General features: G+C 56.0%; 8 protein-coding genes and 2 pseudogenes. 3 read left to right on the forward strand and 7 right to left on the reverse strand.

Features of this window, described 5'->3' with window-relative positions:
- Positions 1 to 43 precede the first annotated feature (43 nt).
- Positions 44 to 121, forward strand: coding sequence for an agmatine deiminase family protein (locus ACTQXI_RS07965; protein WP_441048561.1), 78 nt, complete (start codon positions 44 to 46; stop codon positions 119 to 121).
- A 446-nt stretch (positions 122 to 567) separates the two neighbouring features.
- On the opposite strand, the gene ACTQXI_RS07970 is transcribed toward ACTQXI_RS07965, so the two are convergent.
- The 3 genes and pseudogenes from ACTQXI_RS07970 to ACTQXI_RS07980 form a co-directional block, all read right to left on the reverse strand.
- Positions 568 to 1,017: a YjdF family protein gene (locus ACTQXI_RS07970; RefSeq protein WP_441038875.1), complete on the reverse strand. Its 450-nt coding sequence runs from the start codon at positions 1,015 to 1,017 to the stop codon at positions 568 to 570.
- Positions 1,018 to 1,830: 813 nt separating this feature from the next.
- On the reverse strand, positions 1,831 to 2,325 hold the full coding sequence (gene lnu(C) / locus ACTQXI_RS07975; RefSeq protein WP_019543803.1) for a lincosamide nucleotidyltransferase Lnu(C): 495 nt from the start codon (positions 2,323 to 2,325) through the stop codon (positions 1,831 to 1,833).
- A gap of 23 nt (positions 2,326 to 2,348) precedes the next feature.
- A pseudogene (locus ACTQXI_RS07980) lies at positions 2,349 to 3,260 on the reverse strand (IS1595-like element ISSag10 family transposase); the annotation flags it as partial.
- Between the two features lie 103 nt (positions 3,261 to 3,363).
- On the opposite strand from ACTQXI_RS07980, the gene ACTQXI_RS07985 reads away from it, so the two are divergent.
- Complete coding sequence (locus ACTQXI_RS07985) at positions 3,364 to 4,962, forward strand: hypothetical protein (RefSeq protein WP_441048558.1); 1,599 nt, start codon at positions 3,364 to 3,366, stop codon at positions 4,960 to 4,962.
- A 585-nt stretch (positions 4,963 to 5,547) separates the two neighbouring features.
- Positions 5,548 to 6,054 (forward strand): annotated as a pseudogene (locus ACTQXI_RS07990) (flavodoxin family protein); the annotation flags it as partial.
- A gap of 108 nt (positions 6,055 to 6,162) precedes the next feature.
- Here the strand turns inward: ACTQXI_RS07990 and ACTQXI_RS07995 are convergent.
- From ACTQXI_RS07995 to ACTQXI_RS08010, 4 genes are all read right to left on the reverse strand, one after another.
- Entirely contained in the window at positions 6,163 to 7,257 is a 1,095-nt protein-coding gene (locus ACTQXI_RS07995; protein ID WP_154516910.1) for an ATP-binding protein, read from the reverse strand.
- Positions 7,258 to 7,503: 246 nt separating this feature from the next.
- Positions 7,504 to 9,744: a DNA gyrase subunit A gene (locus ACTQXI_RS08000; RefSeq protein ID WP_441048557.1), complete on the reverse strand. Its 2,241-nt coding sequence runs from the start codon at positions 9,742 to 9,744 to the stop codon at positions 7,504 to 7,506.
- A gap of 45 nt (positions 9,745 to 9,789) precedes the next feature.
- Entirely contained in the window at positions 9,790 to 11,787 is a 1,998-nt protein-coding gene (locus ACTQXI_RS08005) for a DNA gyrase/topoisomerase IV subunit B (protein WP_441048556.1), read from the reverse strand.
- A 254-nt stretch (positions 11,788 to 12,041) separates the two neighbouring features.
- Positions 12,042 to 16,409, reverse strand: a complete 4,368-nt coding sequence (locus ACTQXI_RS08010) for a hypothetical protein (RefSeq protein WP_441048555.1) — start codon at positions 16,407 to 16,409, stop codon at positions 12,042 to 12,044.
- Positions 16,410 to 16,473 lie beyond the last annotated feature (64 nt).

Below are 16,473 nucleotides of genomic sequence, written 5' to 3' on the forward strand. Positions count from 1 at the left end.
GGAGATCTACGACGAGGTCTGGGGCGAGGGCGTCTACAAGTGCGTGGGCGTCAAGTCCGACCAGGTCGTCTACGGCGGCGGCAACATCCACTGCATCACGCAGCAGGAGCCGTCCGCCTAATAGCCCGGCTTGCCGGGGCGCGGCGCCCCTCTTTCACGGGAGCCCGCCGCACCCCGGAGGCCCGGCCGGCAGGCGAACGGGGCCGCCTGGCCGGCCGGCCGGGCTTTCCCCGGGCGCTCCGCCGCCTCCACACCGGAGCGCCCCTCCCCTTCGATTGGATACCCGCCTGGCCTGGGACCTATCGCGGGTTAGGCCTATTGTTCGCTTGGATATCCCAGGTCAGACGCGTATCCAATTGCCGAAAGTTCCCGGTCGTATACGCGGCCGTCTTGATCGGAGTATCCATGTACCAGCGTATTTAATTACTGCGCTGGAATAGAACGCATGCTTGATAAATTAATTTAGCATCAGACAGCGGGCGCAGTTTCAGTCGAATCCGTGCCCGCTGCTGTATGTGTGAACAGGGGACGTAGCCCTGTTCACGCCTGGACCGATGTCGGCACCGGTCAATGCCCACGATGCTTCTGCTTACGCTTCAGCTTCCGCTGCTCGAAGCGCGCCTCCGCCTCATCCGCGCGACGCTGACTTCTTGCTTGAGCCGACTCCCGCTTCATCGCTTCCCGCTGTGCCGCGAGCGCCTGTTGTGCCTTGGTGCTCACCGCGGGCCGTTTAAGGGCTTTCGCTGCCTCGCGAGCGCGCCGCTTGGGGTTCTTCGCGGGCTTGCTTGTCTCAGTGGCCTTGTCGCCGAAGAACGAGAGCTTCTCCCATTTGCCGACAACGAATCGCAGGATCTCCTCATCGGACGGCTCCGCGCCGAAGACGATGCGGGCGACGCCGTATCTGCCGTCCTCGACATGCTCCGCCAGCCCGACCCAGAATTGGCCGTCGTGATATACGGTCAGGGTGGACGACACACTGATCTGCATGGTTGGTTCCTCCTTTATGTAGATGACCATGCAGAGAAGGGACAACCAAGGAGGCAGGTTACTGATGCGGACCCCCGCACGCCCACGACTACCCGACGGGGACTGTGTTTTTATCTCTGGTAGTTGGATTGTAGCACGCGCAGACGCGCCCTTCATCGCTGGCGACATGACATGGTTGGGGCTTACCACCCGACGCGCCCTTGCGCATATCGTCTTCTCGGTCTCGAAATTTTAAAAGACCTTGAGTTTCGAAACCGCGAAGGAGAGTTTAAGCAAGAGACGACGTTAGCTCTGAGTCGACGCTCGAGAAGGGGCTCTCGTCGCTTCTGTCCATCAGGGATGCATTCACGAAAGTCCTCATCGCCCGCGCGGGAGTTCGAACGCGCGCAAATCGATCCGGACGCAAGCGAAGCCCCAGTCAGCTCCATGACTTATGGGAAAGCCGCCCTTTGCAGGTTTCTTATCCTTGTTGTGGCGGTTGTTGTTTACGGTGTTGTTTGCGTTCGCATTGGCAGAGGAGCTGTCGCCGTTGCCCCTCCGTTTTCGTCAGTACCGGGCTGGGTGGCTGCCCTTCAATCTGCATGCAAGGTGAGATCGGGTCCAGCGCCGTCTTTTTATAAGCGCTTTGGCGAAAACGTCCTGCTTATCAGAAGGATTTAAGTCCCAATTAAACAAGGAGCGGAAAGAGAGCCATATGCGATAGCAATGATTTCGCTATTGCATCTTCTGCTTGCATTTGCCTTAATAAATCCTATATTAAAAGGCTATGTCACAACAAACAGTTGATAAATAGCCATTTTTATAGGGGAGTATCAGAACTCCCCTACAAACTGTTATTTGCAGTTATCTATACTCATTTGGAATTTCGATATGAAGTGTCTCACACAATAACTTCACATCATGTGCATCATTTTCATCAAACTCGTATCCCAGATGGAACATTACTTGACTATATGGTTCAATACAGGAAACCTCTATTTCCTCAATTCTTCCTTTACCCGAAAAAGTTTCTACCGGAAAACAATCCCCATCATAAAGAATTTCACCTTCGTCCGTATATTCAAAACAATGCAAATCAATAATTCTGTTTTTCAAATCTTCCCATACAGTATGGTTCAATGTTGTATATTCCATCTTAATCTCATAAAAGCCATTAGCTTTCATTATTTCTATAAAGTTCTGATAATCGTTCTTTTCTACAAAAATGTCAATATCATTATGGGCTCTTGATTGATATCCAAGAAGAGCATCTACACCCCAGCCACCATCAAGAAAGACTTTAATCTCCGCATCTATTGCAAATTGAAGAATCTGTTTTACATCTGTTATATTGACCATCTTATCATCTCCACAAATTCTAATTAGGCGACCAGAGGAACTGCTGGTCTGTTTGATAAATCTCTGCATTTAGCAGTTTTCAATGTTGCCAAAACGAAAGTTAAGAAGATGTTCCTTTTCTCCATGTCGCTTTCTTTGGCGTAATTTACAAGGTTATTCCACACAAGATAGTTGTTCAGATACTTGGTAGAAACACCGTTAAAGCCACGCATAAACCTCTTTAGCTGGCTATGGTAGCTATTGATATGTTGGATATTATAAATGCCTTTCTTGGCTTTGCCAGTCTTTAACTGCACAAGGTCAATGCCATTGGCATTTGTAAATCTCACATAGGAGTTCATCTTGTCCGTAACAAGAGTGGAATTGGTCTTAATCCTACCATCATAAATATGATGTAAATCTCTTGTAGAAACTCTACCAGTATTCGTAATCTTGGAGATAGACAAGCCATTCCTATTAACCGCACAAGGAACACATACCTTTTCTTGGGACAAGCCTCTGATATGTGTAGAATGACCACGCTTATGAGCCTTGCGTGGCATAGCAAATGTCTTACTCTTGCTATGATTGCCCTTGTACGAGATGGCGAAAAAAGTTTCGTCAGCCTCAATAATGCCGTCAAGGGTAACATCGTCTGCCATATTCTGAAGTGCATCCAAAATCTTGTGTCTCCAAAGGAATGCGGTGTTTCTGTGAATCCCACAAGCAACAGCAGTCTTACGAATGGATAAGCCATTCATCATACAATCAATGTACTGCTCCCACACGGACAAGTCTTTTCTTGTACCAGACACAATGGAGTTCGTAGCAATCACGAAGGACTTGCCACAATCCTTACATACATATCGCTGTGTGCCATCTTTACGATGACCATTGCGAACCACATGGATACAGCCACAAAGAGGGCATACACGACCATTTGCAAAGCGTTCCTTTAATGAGTACATCATTAAACTCACCAACGATATTGAAACTGGGGGTGTTACGTTCCGCTCTCCGCAGGATGTAAGTGTAAGTATTGTTGGCAACGGACACACCGTGACGCTTAAACAGGACGGCTTGATTTCCGTAATGAGGGGAGCTCAATTGAACTTGGGCGCGGCAGACGGTACTGACACGCTAATAATTAGCGGTGGAGACGCGCAGAGCTACTACATACCTGGCATGTTGTATATCCAAGACAGGTACAGCACGTGCAATATGTACCCCGGCGTCACCATTGCCGACCGTACAGGCAGTAACTACTTTGGCGGCGGCGTAACCGTACGGAGCGGCACATTCCATATGTACGGCGGTATTATTGATCACTGTGGCATTAACGGCGGATCCGTTTGCTCTGGCGGTGGCGTTGCGGTAATTAACGGCGGCTTGTTTATCATGGATGACGGCGAAATAAAGAACTGCTTCGTTACTTCTGACTACAAAGACCCGGACCCCTGCATTATCACGACTGCCGGCGGCGGCGTGTGCGTTTCCGGCGGATCTTCGTTTGTTATGAAGGGCGGAACCATTTCGAACAACAAAGCAGACGAAATGGGAGGCGGCGTTGCCGTTGTTGCAACACAAGATGACCGCGATGGCGACTTCAAGAGCTCCGCGCAAATCCTTGGCGGTAAAATCATCGAAAACGAAGCAAACGCCGGCGCAGGTGTGATGGTTTCCGCGCATTTCTACACCGAATCAATGGGCATATGCGTTCCCAACCCGGGCGTAGGCACCCCCCAAACGCCGGGCCTGTTCCTTATTAAGAACACCACCATAGCCAATAACATAGCGAACAAGGACGGTGGCGGCGTTGCATCGTATCTTTACGACACCAGCTTGACCATCGACGGATGCACCATCACCGGTAACAAGGCGGCAAATTACGGCGGAGGCTTTGCCGCAGAAAACAATTCTGGCGAAGGCGCAGACACCACCATCACCAGCACCAAACTGTGCAACAACAGCGCAGACATGGCGGGTTCCGACGTCTACCTGAGCAACTCTGTTGCAAAATTGCCAGCCGCAAAAGACATGAACGAGCTTTACCTGGGCAAACCCGATGACGTGACTAATAAAAAGATTGACGGTTGGTATCATGACAACGAAGGTGCCCGCTACACAACGCAGACAAAAGATCAGCGTAGCGAGTACTCCACCGATGCCCCCATCGGCTCCGATGGCAAGGTTTATCTGGTTGCCGCCGCAAATCCGTCTTTGGTGAAAATCACCTTCGCGAATGAAGACGGCACCACTATCTACAGCGAAAAATTGTACGAGATCGGCACGACAGCAGACCAAATTGAGGTACCCACTCCTACGAAACCGTCTGACGACAAGTACGACTACGTGTTCGATTCGTGGGACAAGGAAATCACCGACGCGACAGAAGACGTTGTCTACAAAGCCAAGTTCAAAAAGGTGCCCAAGAACAATCCGGGCAATCCCGATGCCGGCAAACCCGACGCGGGCGCCACAGGCAACAACACCCCTGGCGCGGGCGGATCTCAAACTAACGGCGGCAACGCGAACGCCGATAGCGCCATTCCTCCGATGGGTGATCATACGGCAACAGTGCTTGGCGCTGCTCTGACCGGAACGGGTGTGCTTGCATTGGCAGCTGCAATCTTCGCGCGCAATAGAAAGCGCATCTGATAAAGCAAGGCGCTCTCTTTTCGCTTGCCGCAAGAAGTCGGTACCGCGCGGGTGCGAACTGCGGCCCAAACTTAGACGGCTCAATAAATAAATAAGCTGCAAGGGACTGGTCCCGGATTTTCTCCGGGGTCAGTCCCTTCAATTTGACCCGACCCCTCCGAGCGTTTCAGTGGGTTGCGTAGGCGTCGAGGTCAGTCATCCCTAAAGGGCCCGAAGTCGTATCACGTCCGCTCCGATCCCGTCCTCGATATGGCCGAAGGCCTGTTCGGCCGGCTCGCTATCCAGGTAGTTGTCCTTGACGCCTATTCCGAAGGAGGCATGCGAGCGATATCAAGTCGTCGCGATTCCCAATGCTCATCTTGACCGCGTGCCATCTGGGCAGGCGGCGCAACCATGGCTCCCTTGTTGGTTTTCGACGTTGTATAAGGCAATCGCAATCGTCTTGAGCTTCTTTAGGGAACTTGAACAAGAGATATGGCCTGCTGGCGATTGATTAAGTCCATTCGTTTTGGTTACAAGAAAACACACTGCGCGCCTGCAGCATGAAGAAGAGGGAATCCATATGAATATCGTGTATTAAGTGGCAGCCCGCGCAAGGGTGCCAATACCGACACCATGGTCGAGGCGTTTGCCGAGACCGCACGCGAGGGCGGCCATACGGTCGAGGTCATTCGCGTTGCCAGCAAGAAGATCGCCGGCTGCCTGGGATGCCAGTACTGCTTTACCCATGAGGGCGCCTGCGTGCAGAAGGATGACATGATCGGTGTGGTCGAGTCGCTGCAAGACGCCGATATGGTCGTCTTCGCCTCGCCTATCTACTGGTTCGATATCACTGCGCAGGAGAAGGCTGCCATCGACCGCCTGTACGCCTTCGGTGCTACGGGCTTCCCGTTCACCAAGACGGCCCTTTTGCTCGATAGCCACAGCGAGGGCGCCTATGATGCGGCGATCGCTATGTACAAGTCAGCCTGCGCGTACTGCAAGTGGGAGAACCAGGGCATTGTCACCATCAGCGGTATGACCGAGCGCGACAGCATGGCATCGTCGCCCAAGTTGGAAGAGGTGCGAGAGTTCGCCCGCAAGCTCGCCTAAGGACAAGAAGAGCGCATGGCAATCGGTGTTATTTGAACTGCTTGCCGTCCTTGCCAGGTGAATCGTTGATTGCCCTGCGCCGTTGCCCTTGCGGACAATCTCGGCGTGCTAGGAGGCCTTCTCACTCAGGAACTCCCTGAATGCGGGGATGTCAAAGCCAACGAGACCACGCCCGCGCTCTCCGATGACGCCGTCCTCGAGGAGACGGCGTTTATATTGGCTTGCATAGTTGCCGGCAACGCCCATGCGTTTGGCTATCTCCGAGACCCTGCTGGGGCCAGAGTCGGGCAGCATCGCGAGCAAAAACTCAATGTCTTTATCGGAAAGCTCCCGATAGGTCGTTTCGAGAATTCGATCGCGCAGCTCCATACGGGCAAGCAGAGAACCCTGCTGGACATCAGGTGCGCTGATTTTGGGCGAGTTCTCCGAAACATCCCATGTGCGATATCCGACGAGCTGCATCATGTAGGGGAATCCGTCGACGGCCTTCACAGCATCCTCGAGCGCTTCTGGTGTGATTGAACGTCCTCCGGCCTCAACAGTTTTGCGAAACGCGTTTGCAATTTCAACGTCAGTGATTCGTCCTAACTGATGATATTGGGAACGCCTGAGGAACGAGACGGAATCGTTACGCAGCAACGCCGATACTTTGTAGGGCAGTCCTGCCATGAGTAGGGCAACTTTTTTACCTTCGCGTACAAAGTGCTGGTAAACAGAGGCAAATTGAAGCATTTCTTCGAGATCGACGGTGACTTCATCGATGGTGATGAGAAGTCCGATGTCATGTTTTTCGAGTTGCTTAAAGATACCATTCATGCGTGTGCGCCAGTTGCCCTGGGCCTCTTGAGCATATGTCCAATCGATGCCCACTGGACCAATTTGAACGCCGTTTATGCGCGCGTGAGGCTGTGAGAGATAGCTATCTGCGGCTTCTTTGGTTCGCTCGATAATATCTTCGAGCATGCCTGGCATGGCGGAGACATTTGCTGCGATCCAGCCGTGTTCAAGCGCCGTTTCTGAAAGGAGCGAGAGAAGCGCCGTCTTGCCCGTTCCCCTTGCTCCCGTAATAATAGTCGACAGGTTGGGATCTCCCGGGCCGTTGATAAAGCCACGGTTGATGTCGCGCAGGATATGCTCGCGACCCGCTAGAAAGGGAGGGACGCTTCCAAATGTTGGGGTAAAGGGGTTCTTGCTGTACTCCATGGTAGCTCCTTTGCAAGTTTTGCTAATTTTTGCAAGTTTTGCTAACTTTTGCAAGTTTTGCTAACGACAGACCAAAGGGCATCGAAGCAGTGGCGCTGACATGTTTTACGCAGAAAAATAAGCAGAAATCAATTTATCTGCGTTAAAAAATAGTTGAGAAGAAAAACGACGAGTCCCGGGCGCAATGCCGTTGCGTTCCGGGCCTCGTCGCTTTGCGAAGTGTCTAACGATCTCGTTGCCGTCGTCCTAGTCAAACAAACTCGGCATGTCGTTTTCTTTCATGAGGGCACCGGCAGAGGGGAGACTCTGCGCGGTGAACTTCTCGGCCGAGACGCCGGCGCCAAGGATTTCCTCGGTCGTGCCGACGGTGGTGACCGAGCGACCCTTCTTGGCGGTAAAGGCCTGGACGCCCTGCGTGTTGGTGGTCGTCTTGGTCTTGAGCAGCGACGTGTTGAAGTTCATCAGGCGGTAGTCGCTCGAGACCAGCGCGATGTCGTGGTCTTCCTTGAGTACCTGAGCATACAGCAGTTTGCTGCCGCCGTAGATGGCGTTCTTAAGGCGCTTGCGGTTGGTCTTGGTGACGTATCCAGAAAGTGCGACGCGCACCACGCGGCCGTTCTCAAAGACAAACAGCACGTCGGCCTTGTAGTCCTCAGGGTCGATGACCCAGATGACACTCTCGTCGGGTTCCATCTCGAGGTCGGTGGGCAAGTACGAGCCCAGCTGGGCCGACTTGGTGTCCTCAAACGCTGCGACCTTGCACTTGTACACCTGGCTCTTGTTGGTAAAGACCAGCAGCTCGTGGGTGTTGGAGGACGGGAACTCGATAAAGGGTTTGTCGCCGTCTTTGTACTTGAGCGTCGCAGCCTTCTTGAGCACGCGGTCCGTCATCTTCTTAAGGTAGCCATCGCGCGAGAGCATGATGGTAACCGGATATTCCTCGACCTCGGGCTCCAGGCTTACCTCGATAACCTCATGGGGCTCGATCCTGCCCGTGCGGCGCGGCATCACGTACTTTTTGTTGACCGCGGCCAGCTCGTCGCTGATGACCTTCTTGATGTTCTCTTCGCTCGAAAGGATCTCCTCTAGCTCGGCAATCTCACCCTCGAGCTTAGCGATGTCCTTGGTGCGGTTGAGGATGTACTCCTCGTTGATGTTGCGGAGCTTAAGCTCGGCAACAAACTCGGCCTGGGTCTCGTCGATGTCGAAACCCTTCATAAGGTTGGGCACGACCTCAGCCTCGAGCTTGGTGCCACGGATGATGGCGATGGCCTTGTCGATGTCGAGCAAGATCGCTTCGAGGCCGTGCAGCAGGTGCAGGCGCTCGGACTTTTTGCCCAAGTCAAAGTTAATGCGGCGACGCGTGGACTCAATACGCCACTTGACCCACTCGTGCAGGATCTGGCGTACGCCCATAACGCGGGGATAGCCGTCGACCAGCACGTTAAAGTTGCATGAGAACGAATCCTGCAGCGTAGTCGAGCGATAGAGCTTGGCCATGAGCTTGTCGGGGTCGACACCGCGCTTAAGATCGATGGCGATACGCAGGCCCGAGAGGTCGGTCTCGTCGCGGATGTCAGCGATCTCCTTGACCTTGCCTTCTTTGGAGAGCTTGACGATGCGATCGATGATGACATCGGTCTTGGTGGTGTAGGGGATCTCGTAGACCTCGATAATGCGCTCTTCGGGAATCCAGCGCCAGCGGGAGCGGATCTGGAAGCTGCCAAGGCCGGTCTCGATAATCTTTTCCATCTCCTCGCGGCGGTAGATAATCTCACCGCCGGTCGAGAAGTCGGGCATGGGCATGTACTCGAGCAGATCGCAGTTAGGATCCTGCAGGTAGTGCATGGTGGCGGTGCAGACCTCGTTGAGGTTGAAGCCGCAGATGTCAGACGCCATGGCGACGCCGATGCCCTTGTTGGCCGAGACAAGGATGTTGGGGAATGTGGTAGGCAGCAGGCGCGGCTCCTTCATGGCGCCGTCGTAGCTGTCGACAAAGTCGACCGGGTCCTTGTCGATGTCCTTGAAGATCTCGGCACTGATGGGGGCGAGCTTGGCCTCGGTGTAACGCGAGGCAGCGTAGCTCAGGTCGCCCGAATAGTACTTGCCAAAGTTGCCCTTCGACTCCACGAAGGGGGCGAGTAGCGCCTCGTTGCCGGTGGCCAGGCGCACCATCGTCTCGTAGATTGCAGCGTCGCCGTGCGGGTTGAGCTTCATGGTCTGGCCCACGATGTTGGCGCTCTTCTGGCGCTCACCTTTGAGCAAGCCCATCTTGTACATGGTGTAGAGCAGCTTGCGGTGCGAGGGCTTAAAACCGTCGATCTCGGGGAACGCACGCGAGACGTTGACGCTCATGGCGTAGGGCATGTAGTTGACCTCGAGCGTCTGCGTGATCGGCTGATTGGTGACCTCGGAGTGCAGGCCGATGACGTTCTCGGCGTTGACCTGCTTTTTCTTTGGCTGGTTCTTCGTCTTCTTCTTTGCCACGATTTCCTCTTGAACTTCTTATGGGCCGTCGTTATCGATTTGCTGCTACTGCAGGTCCAGCTGGTCCAGGTATTCCTTGCCGTGCTCCGAGATATGGCGCTTGCGGCCCGCCTCGTCGCTGCCCAGCAGAAGGTTGAACATGGTCTCCATCTTGGCGACGTCTTCGGACTCCACCTTGATCAGACGACGCGTCTCGGGGTTCATGGTGGTGAGCCACATCATGTCCGGGTCGTTCTCACCAAGACCCTTGGAGCGGTTGATGGAGCACTTCTGGTCGCCGATCTCCTTAAGAATGCCGTTCTTCTCGAGCTCGGTGTAGGCAAAGTAGGTCTTTTCTTTGCAGTTGATCTCGTAGAGCGGCGACTCGGCGATATACACGTAGCCTTCGTCGATAAGCGTGGGCACCAGGCGATAGAGCATGGTGAGCACGAGCGTGCGGATGTGATAACCGTCGACGTCGGCGTCCGTACAGATGATGACCTTGTTCCAGTTAAGGTTGTCCAGGTCAAAGGCGCCGAGGTTCTTGATGCGCTTGTCTTTGATCTCCACGCCGCAGCCCAGCACGCGCATGAGGTCCATGATGATATCGGACTTAAAGATGCGCGGATAGTCCTCCTTTAGGCAGTTGAGGATCTTGCCGCGGACGGGCATAACGCCCTGGAACTCGGCATCGCGCGAGGTGCGAATGGCGCCTGCTGCCGAGTCGCCCTCTACGATGTAGATCTCGCGGCGGCTCTTGTCCTTGGAACGGCAGTCGATGAACTTCTGCACCCGGTTGGCCATGTCGGTCTTCTGCTGCAGGTTGGTCTTGATGCTCTGGCGCGTCTTCTCGGCATTCTCGCGCGAGCGCTTGTTGATGAGCACCTGCTCCATGATCTTGTTGGCGGCATCTTTGTTCTCGATCAAGTAGGTCGAGAGGCGCTCCTTAAAGAATGCCGTCATGGCCTGCTGGATAAAGCGGTTGTTGATGGCCTTCTTGGTCTGGTTTTCGTAGGACGTCTGGGTGGAGAAGCAGTTGGTCACCAGCACCAGGCAGTCCTGGACGTCCTGCCACTTAATGCCGCTCTCGTTTTTGTTGTATTTGCCCTGTTGCTTAATGTAGGCATCGATGGCGCTGGTGAGGGCACTGCGGGCCGCCTTTTCGGGTGAGCCGCCGTTCTCGAGCCAGGAGGAGTTGTGGTAGTACTCCTGCATCGTGAAAGTGCGCGAGAAGCACATGCAAGCAGTGATTTTTACGTTGTAATCGGGCAGATCCTCGCGATCGCGACCGCGACGGTCGGCTTCGATAAAGAAGGGCTCGGTAAGGTAGTCGGTACCGACCTTCTCGAGCACGTAGTCCTCGATGCCCTTGGGATAGCAGAAGTCCTCTTCGGAAAACTCGCCGTCGTCGCCCTCGATGCGCAGCCGGAAGGTCACGTTGGCGTTGACCACGGCCTGGCGGCGCATGGTCTCGCGATACCAATCGTGGGGGATGCTGATGGAGGTAAAGACCTCAAGATCGGGGCGCCACTTGATGGTGGTGCCGGTGCGGTCCTCGTCGCTGGGCTCAACCTCGAGTGCTTTCTTTTTGGCGCCGACGACCTTGCCCTTCTTAAAGTGCAGGGAGTACTTGTTACCGTCGCGCCAAACCGTGACGTCCATGTACTCGGAGGCGTACTGGGTTGCGCACGAGCCCAGGCCGTTGGTGCCGAGCGAGAAGTCGTAGTCGCCGCCCTGGTTGTTGTTGTACTTGCCGCCGGCGTAAAGCTCGCAAAAGACGAGTTCCCAGTTAAAGCGCTTCTCGGAGGGGTTCCAGTCAAGCGGGCAGCCGCGGCCGTTGTCCTCCACCTGAATGGAGCCATCGCGAAAGGCGGTAAGGGTGATGAGCTTGCCGTAGCCCTGGCGCGCCTCGTCAACGGCGTTGGACAGGATCTCGAAGGCGGCATGCGCGCAGCCGTCGAGCCCGTCCGAGCCAAAGATGACGGCAGGGCGCAGGCGTACGCGCTCCTCGTCCTTGAGCTGACGAATACTGTCGTTACCATAGTTTGCGGTGTTTTTTGCCATGCTCGCTCTCTCGATGCTCCTTTGCTGCGTTTTAGTCATATAGATAGTCAAGGTAGCATAGCCCAGCCCTTGGGCGATTCCAACCAACACGAAATCCATCGAACAATCGTTCGGAGTTCGATAAGGTTTCGTTTACTCGCACAAAACCGAGTCGGTATTGTGCGAGCAAGTTTGAATAGCGAACCGAAGTTGTAATGTCCGCATAGCGATGACGAATGAGCCGAGTCGGCGTCTCTCACAAAAGTAACTAGGAGCTAGCGGGGCCTATCCGAATTGACCTCATTGGCGGTATCGGCTTCGAGCGCCGTGCGGCGGGCGCTGTAGGCGACGAGGCCGGCGCCTGCCGCGGCGAGTGCTGCAGCGGCTGCCGTAAGGGGAGCGCATGTATCGCCCGTGCCCGCAAGCGCGCCCGCTTTTCCGGGGCGCTTGCTATTGTTGTGGTCCTTGCCGCTGCTGGAGCTGCTTCCGCCGGAGCCGCCGCCCTTGTCAGTACCGCCGCCACTCGAGCCGCCACCGTCGTCCACCGTCATCGGTGCATCGTGAAGCCCCGTCGTATCCGCGCTGTCGCATACGCCGACCTGAACTTCTGAGCGTTCGCATGCCGCGTCGGGCACATGAAGCTCGTGCAGTACGGCACCCAGCGCCGAGTTTGCACCCGGCCGAATTTCCTCGAGCGTTACGGGATCGAGCGCCACCAGGTTATGCGCCTTCGCATACAGCGTTACGCGTTTGCCCACATCGTCGCTCCAGCTCTCGGGGATGGCGAAGCTCATGCGGAACTGTGCCGTGCAACCCGGTGCCAGCACGGCGTTGCCGTTGTCGGCTACCAGCGGGTGCGTTGCAAAACGTGCGCCCAGCGTCTCGAGCGCGTACTTCACGTGTGCCATGTCTTGGGCCGAAGCATCCTCGGCAAGCTCTGGATCGTAGATCGAAACCATGCGTGCGTTCAGTCCGAATCCGATGGATGCGCTGGAGAACGGCTGGCTGGAGCCCTCTCGGTACAGATCGATCGTGCCGGCGGTCAGCAAGGTGTTGCCGTCGTTTCGCACCGTGACCATGAAGGATTCGCCTGCTGCTCCGGGTACCACCGCGCCCGAGGTAGCGACCGCGCCCGTCGGAGTGGCACACGCCACCAAGGGCACTTCGATGCCGTGCAGCTCTGCCTCGCTCTTCTCCGCGCTCACAATGTGCGTGGCGAGTGCGGAGAGCATGCCTCCCGACGTCAAAAATGTCGTTATCTGATCGACGGGATGGTCCAGCTCGCACATCACGAACGGCTCCGTGAACAGATCGCCTGCCAAGGTGCTGGCGAAGATGCGGAAGTGCTTGCCCATCACTGCTACCGGGTTGCCTTCTTCGTCGTAGGTTTGTCCCACCTTGCCATCGGTGTTCTCTACATAGAGCACGCACCTGCCGTTGTTGCTTACGCTAAACGATGCCGGGCCACAGCCTGCGGCACCCACGGGCTGCGTTGCAAATGCCGATGCGCCTCGCGTCCAAGTAATATGCTGCAGTTGCTCGTTGACGGTTGCCAAAAAGCCCGAATGTTGTGGCCATGGCACCGCATGAGGTACCGTGGCGTCTGGTGACATAACGTCCCAGCACGCAATGGACTGGCCGATCACGGCGTACGATGCGCAGCCGCAACCGTCTGCGGTCTCGTACGCAACGGACACCACCATTTTGCCGTTGATATTCTCGGGCTTGCCCAGCTCGATACTCGACGGTGCTTGCGGAAAGCAGAGGACCTGACGGAACGTGAGACTGTCGCCCAAATCATCCGACCACAAGGTAAAGCATTCCAGCGCAACCTCGGCCTCGCTGCCGAGCGCCTTTTCTGCGGTGGTTCCGCGGCGGTGGAGGTAGGCACCCGACAGGCGCCCGTCGACGAGCGTCTTGCCCACCGTGATACGCGGGCACTGCAGACAATGGTAGCCATCCTCCTGAAGGCGGCCGCGCGAGATGCTGCGCCACGACGTATACGACACCACGCGAACTTCGCTATTACTTATGCGCAGGCGCACGACGGACAGTATGCCGGCTGTGCTTGCCGTATCGAAAAGGGTGTTGTCACCTGCGGGGCGCTCGCCCGAGATCAGCAGCACGTAGGCGTCCTGGTTTCCTCTTCCGTCCGTATATTCCACCACGTCGAAGTCGTAATCGAATATGCCGTCGCGCTCCACGTCGCCCTCGCCAAACCCAAGGGGAAAGTCCACGGGAGTGGGAGCGGACCACGTGCCGTTTGCCTTTGTGTGCACCACCAGGCGCGAGCGGCCATTGTCGCCGTAGCGCACCGAGGCGATACGGAACAGACATTCTACGCCGGCAATCATTGCCAGCTTCATGTGGGCTTCGCTGAGCACGCCAGCAAACAGCACGTTGTCGCTCGAGGGCTTGATGCCGCCACGCTCGTCCTCCGATACACCAGCAGAATTGGCGTTGGGGTCCGCAACGGCGTTCGTCGCCTGCCCGATATAGGTGTACTCATACATCGGCGCGGCGTTTTCGTCGTTCTCTATCAGTGTATGGACGAAATGCTCGATCTGTCCCGTGTCGTCGCTTTCTGCATCCGCCTCGAGCTTAATGCGCGTGACCGCTTGATCCCAATCGCGCACGACAGGCGCGACGTTTACGGCAGTGGCCTTAACCTCGGCGCGTGCGAGCAGCTCGGCGTTGGTGACGATGGTGGCCGATGCGATAAATTGAGGAACGCCGCCTGCCTCGGCGTTGCCGGCCGTGCCGAAGCGGGCATCCAACGTGTAAGGCGTATCTCCACCCAATGCGAGCTCAGAGCGCTGGAGCACATACTGGTTGCCATTGTTCACCGACATATTCCACGAATCGAGGAGTGTGGGCCACGACCCCGACCAAGCCTTGGTGGTCCACTTGAACATTACGAACTGGAGTATCACATCGACATCGACGTCTGCACCTACGCGCAGCCGCGGAAGCTGGCGTCCATCTGCCTTCTCGTACCCAATGAACAGCGTGAGGGATGCGGCGCCGCGCACGGCAGACGAAGCGACGCCTGCAACGCCGGCGCCAAAGGTGACGGCAAGCCCGATCTGGATGGTGAACGAGCCCGAGGTGTTTGAATAGTCGAGCGAAATGTTTTTAAAAAACGCCGCGCCGCTGCCGTGCGTGTGGGCACCCACGGCGAGCGCCAGCTTCGCCAGCACCCAGGGGTTGACGTTTAGGAAAAACGGCACCGGTCCTAGGGTAAACTGCTCGGTCCAATTGAGGTCGGTTCTTACCTGGAAGAGGGCCTTAATATTGCCAAATGCGGGGTCGTTGTTGTCACCCCAGGTTTTGCCCACCCAGTCGTAGGCGAGCGATCCGTACAGCTGTGTGGCGATATCCATCGTAAAACGCGGCGTGCAGTGGTGACGAAGCAGCTTAGTGTTCCTTGGATCGGTGCCCGAACCGGCACTCATACTTTTGTACTGATTCCACTTCCCCTCCATCTCGTCGAGGTAGCGGTTTGCCTGCTTGGCGCCCGACTCGCGCGGTGACTTCTTCCAGTACTCCGGATCCGGATTGCCCGAATCGTTCATGTAGCCGACCGGTTTGTATCCTCCGCCAAACAGCACGTATCCGGCAAAAGAGAAATCGAACAAAATGGGGAACGAGGGCATCCAGCACGTGAACTTATTGCCGCCGATGCCGGGAAACGCCGCCGGGAAATCAAACGGAGTAATCTCTTGGTCCATGGTGGTGGGGACGATAGTGGTCGAGCCCGATTCTGCCTTTGCGGCCGGCGCGGTGACAACGGCCATGGGGGAGGAGAGTGTATAGGTCTTGCCCTGATAGTCGAGGACAAAGCGCAGCTTGCATCCTTCCTCCAGAAGGCCCGAAGCTGCATCGAGGAACGTGTCTTCGAGTGTGAACGTTGCCAGATTATCCGAACCCGATGCACTGGCCTTGACTTGGCCAATTTGCGTGACGGTTTCGGATGAGCTGCTCGTGGCGGGCATTACCTTGTTGATGCACAGCGTTGCCTGTCCACCCTGTGGCAGATGTGCCTGCACGGTAAAGGCGTGCGTGTCGGGTTGGTCGTTTCCGGCGTCGTCCTTCGGCAGTGCCATGAACGTGGCGTCGGCGTACTGGATGTCCCACTCGTCGAACGTAAGCTGGCGAAAGTACGGCTCACCGTCGGAAAGCGGACGTGTGGGCGCGGTAATGGCGGTGCCGCCCTGGATGCGCGTGAGGGGGATCTCGACATCACGGTAGCCCGCCATGCTGATGGAGATGCCACCGTTAAAGTCGTACGCGTCGAGAAGCGTTGCCTCGTCCACGTAGCCTTCCGAAAGCGGCGCGACCTCAAAGATGGCCGTGCCCTCGTCGTCGGTAGTGGCGGAGATCTGCTTGCCCGCGGCATAACGCGACGCGAGCGTGACCTGGGCTCCCTTGATGGGCATATTCTTGTTGGCGACGTCGACCACGACCACACCAAACATGGTGCGCGAGAGAACGAGCACCTTGAAGGGGTCTTCTTCGTCGGCATAGGCCTCGGTGGGGGCGAATGGCAGTATGAAGGCGTTTGCGCTGCTCGGCACGCGAGGCAGCATGATGCCTGCCAGCGAGGATGCTCCGGCGATAAGTAGCGAACGACGATCAAGCATTTTGGGCTCCCATCCCGCAAATAACGGAGGAAATAATCCTATTTTGCGAGAAGGTGCCCCGTGG

Source organism: Collinsella sp. LCP19S3_C9 (assembly GCF_052121575.1).
Lineage (GTDB): Bacteria > Actinomycetota > Coriobacteriia > Coriobacteriales > Coriobacteriaceae > Collinsella.

Bases quoted from the DNA above. Each gene is read 5' to 3' on its own strand.
- ACTQXI_RS07970 (WP_441038875.1), bottom strand. From the start codon at position 1,017: ATGGTCATCTACATAAAGGAGGAACCAACCATGCAGATCAGTGTGTCG.
- ACTQXI_RS07995 (WP_154516910.1), bottom strand. From the start codon at position 7,257: ATGGAGTACAGCAAGAACCCCTTTACCCCAACATTTGGAAGCGTCCCT.
- ACTQXI_RS08005 (WP_441048556.1), bottom strand. From the start codon at position 11,787: ATGGCAAAAAACACCGCAAACTATGGTAACGACAGTATTCGTCAGCTC.
- ACTQXI_RS08010 (WP_441048555.1), bottom strand. From the start codon at position 16,409: ATGCTTGATCGTCGTTCGCTACTTATCGCCGGAGCATCCTCGCTGGCA.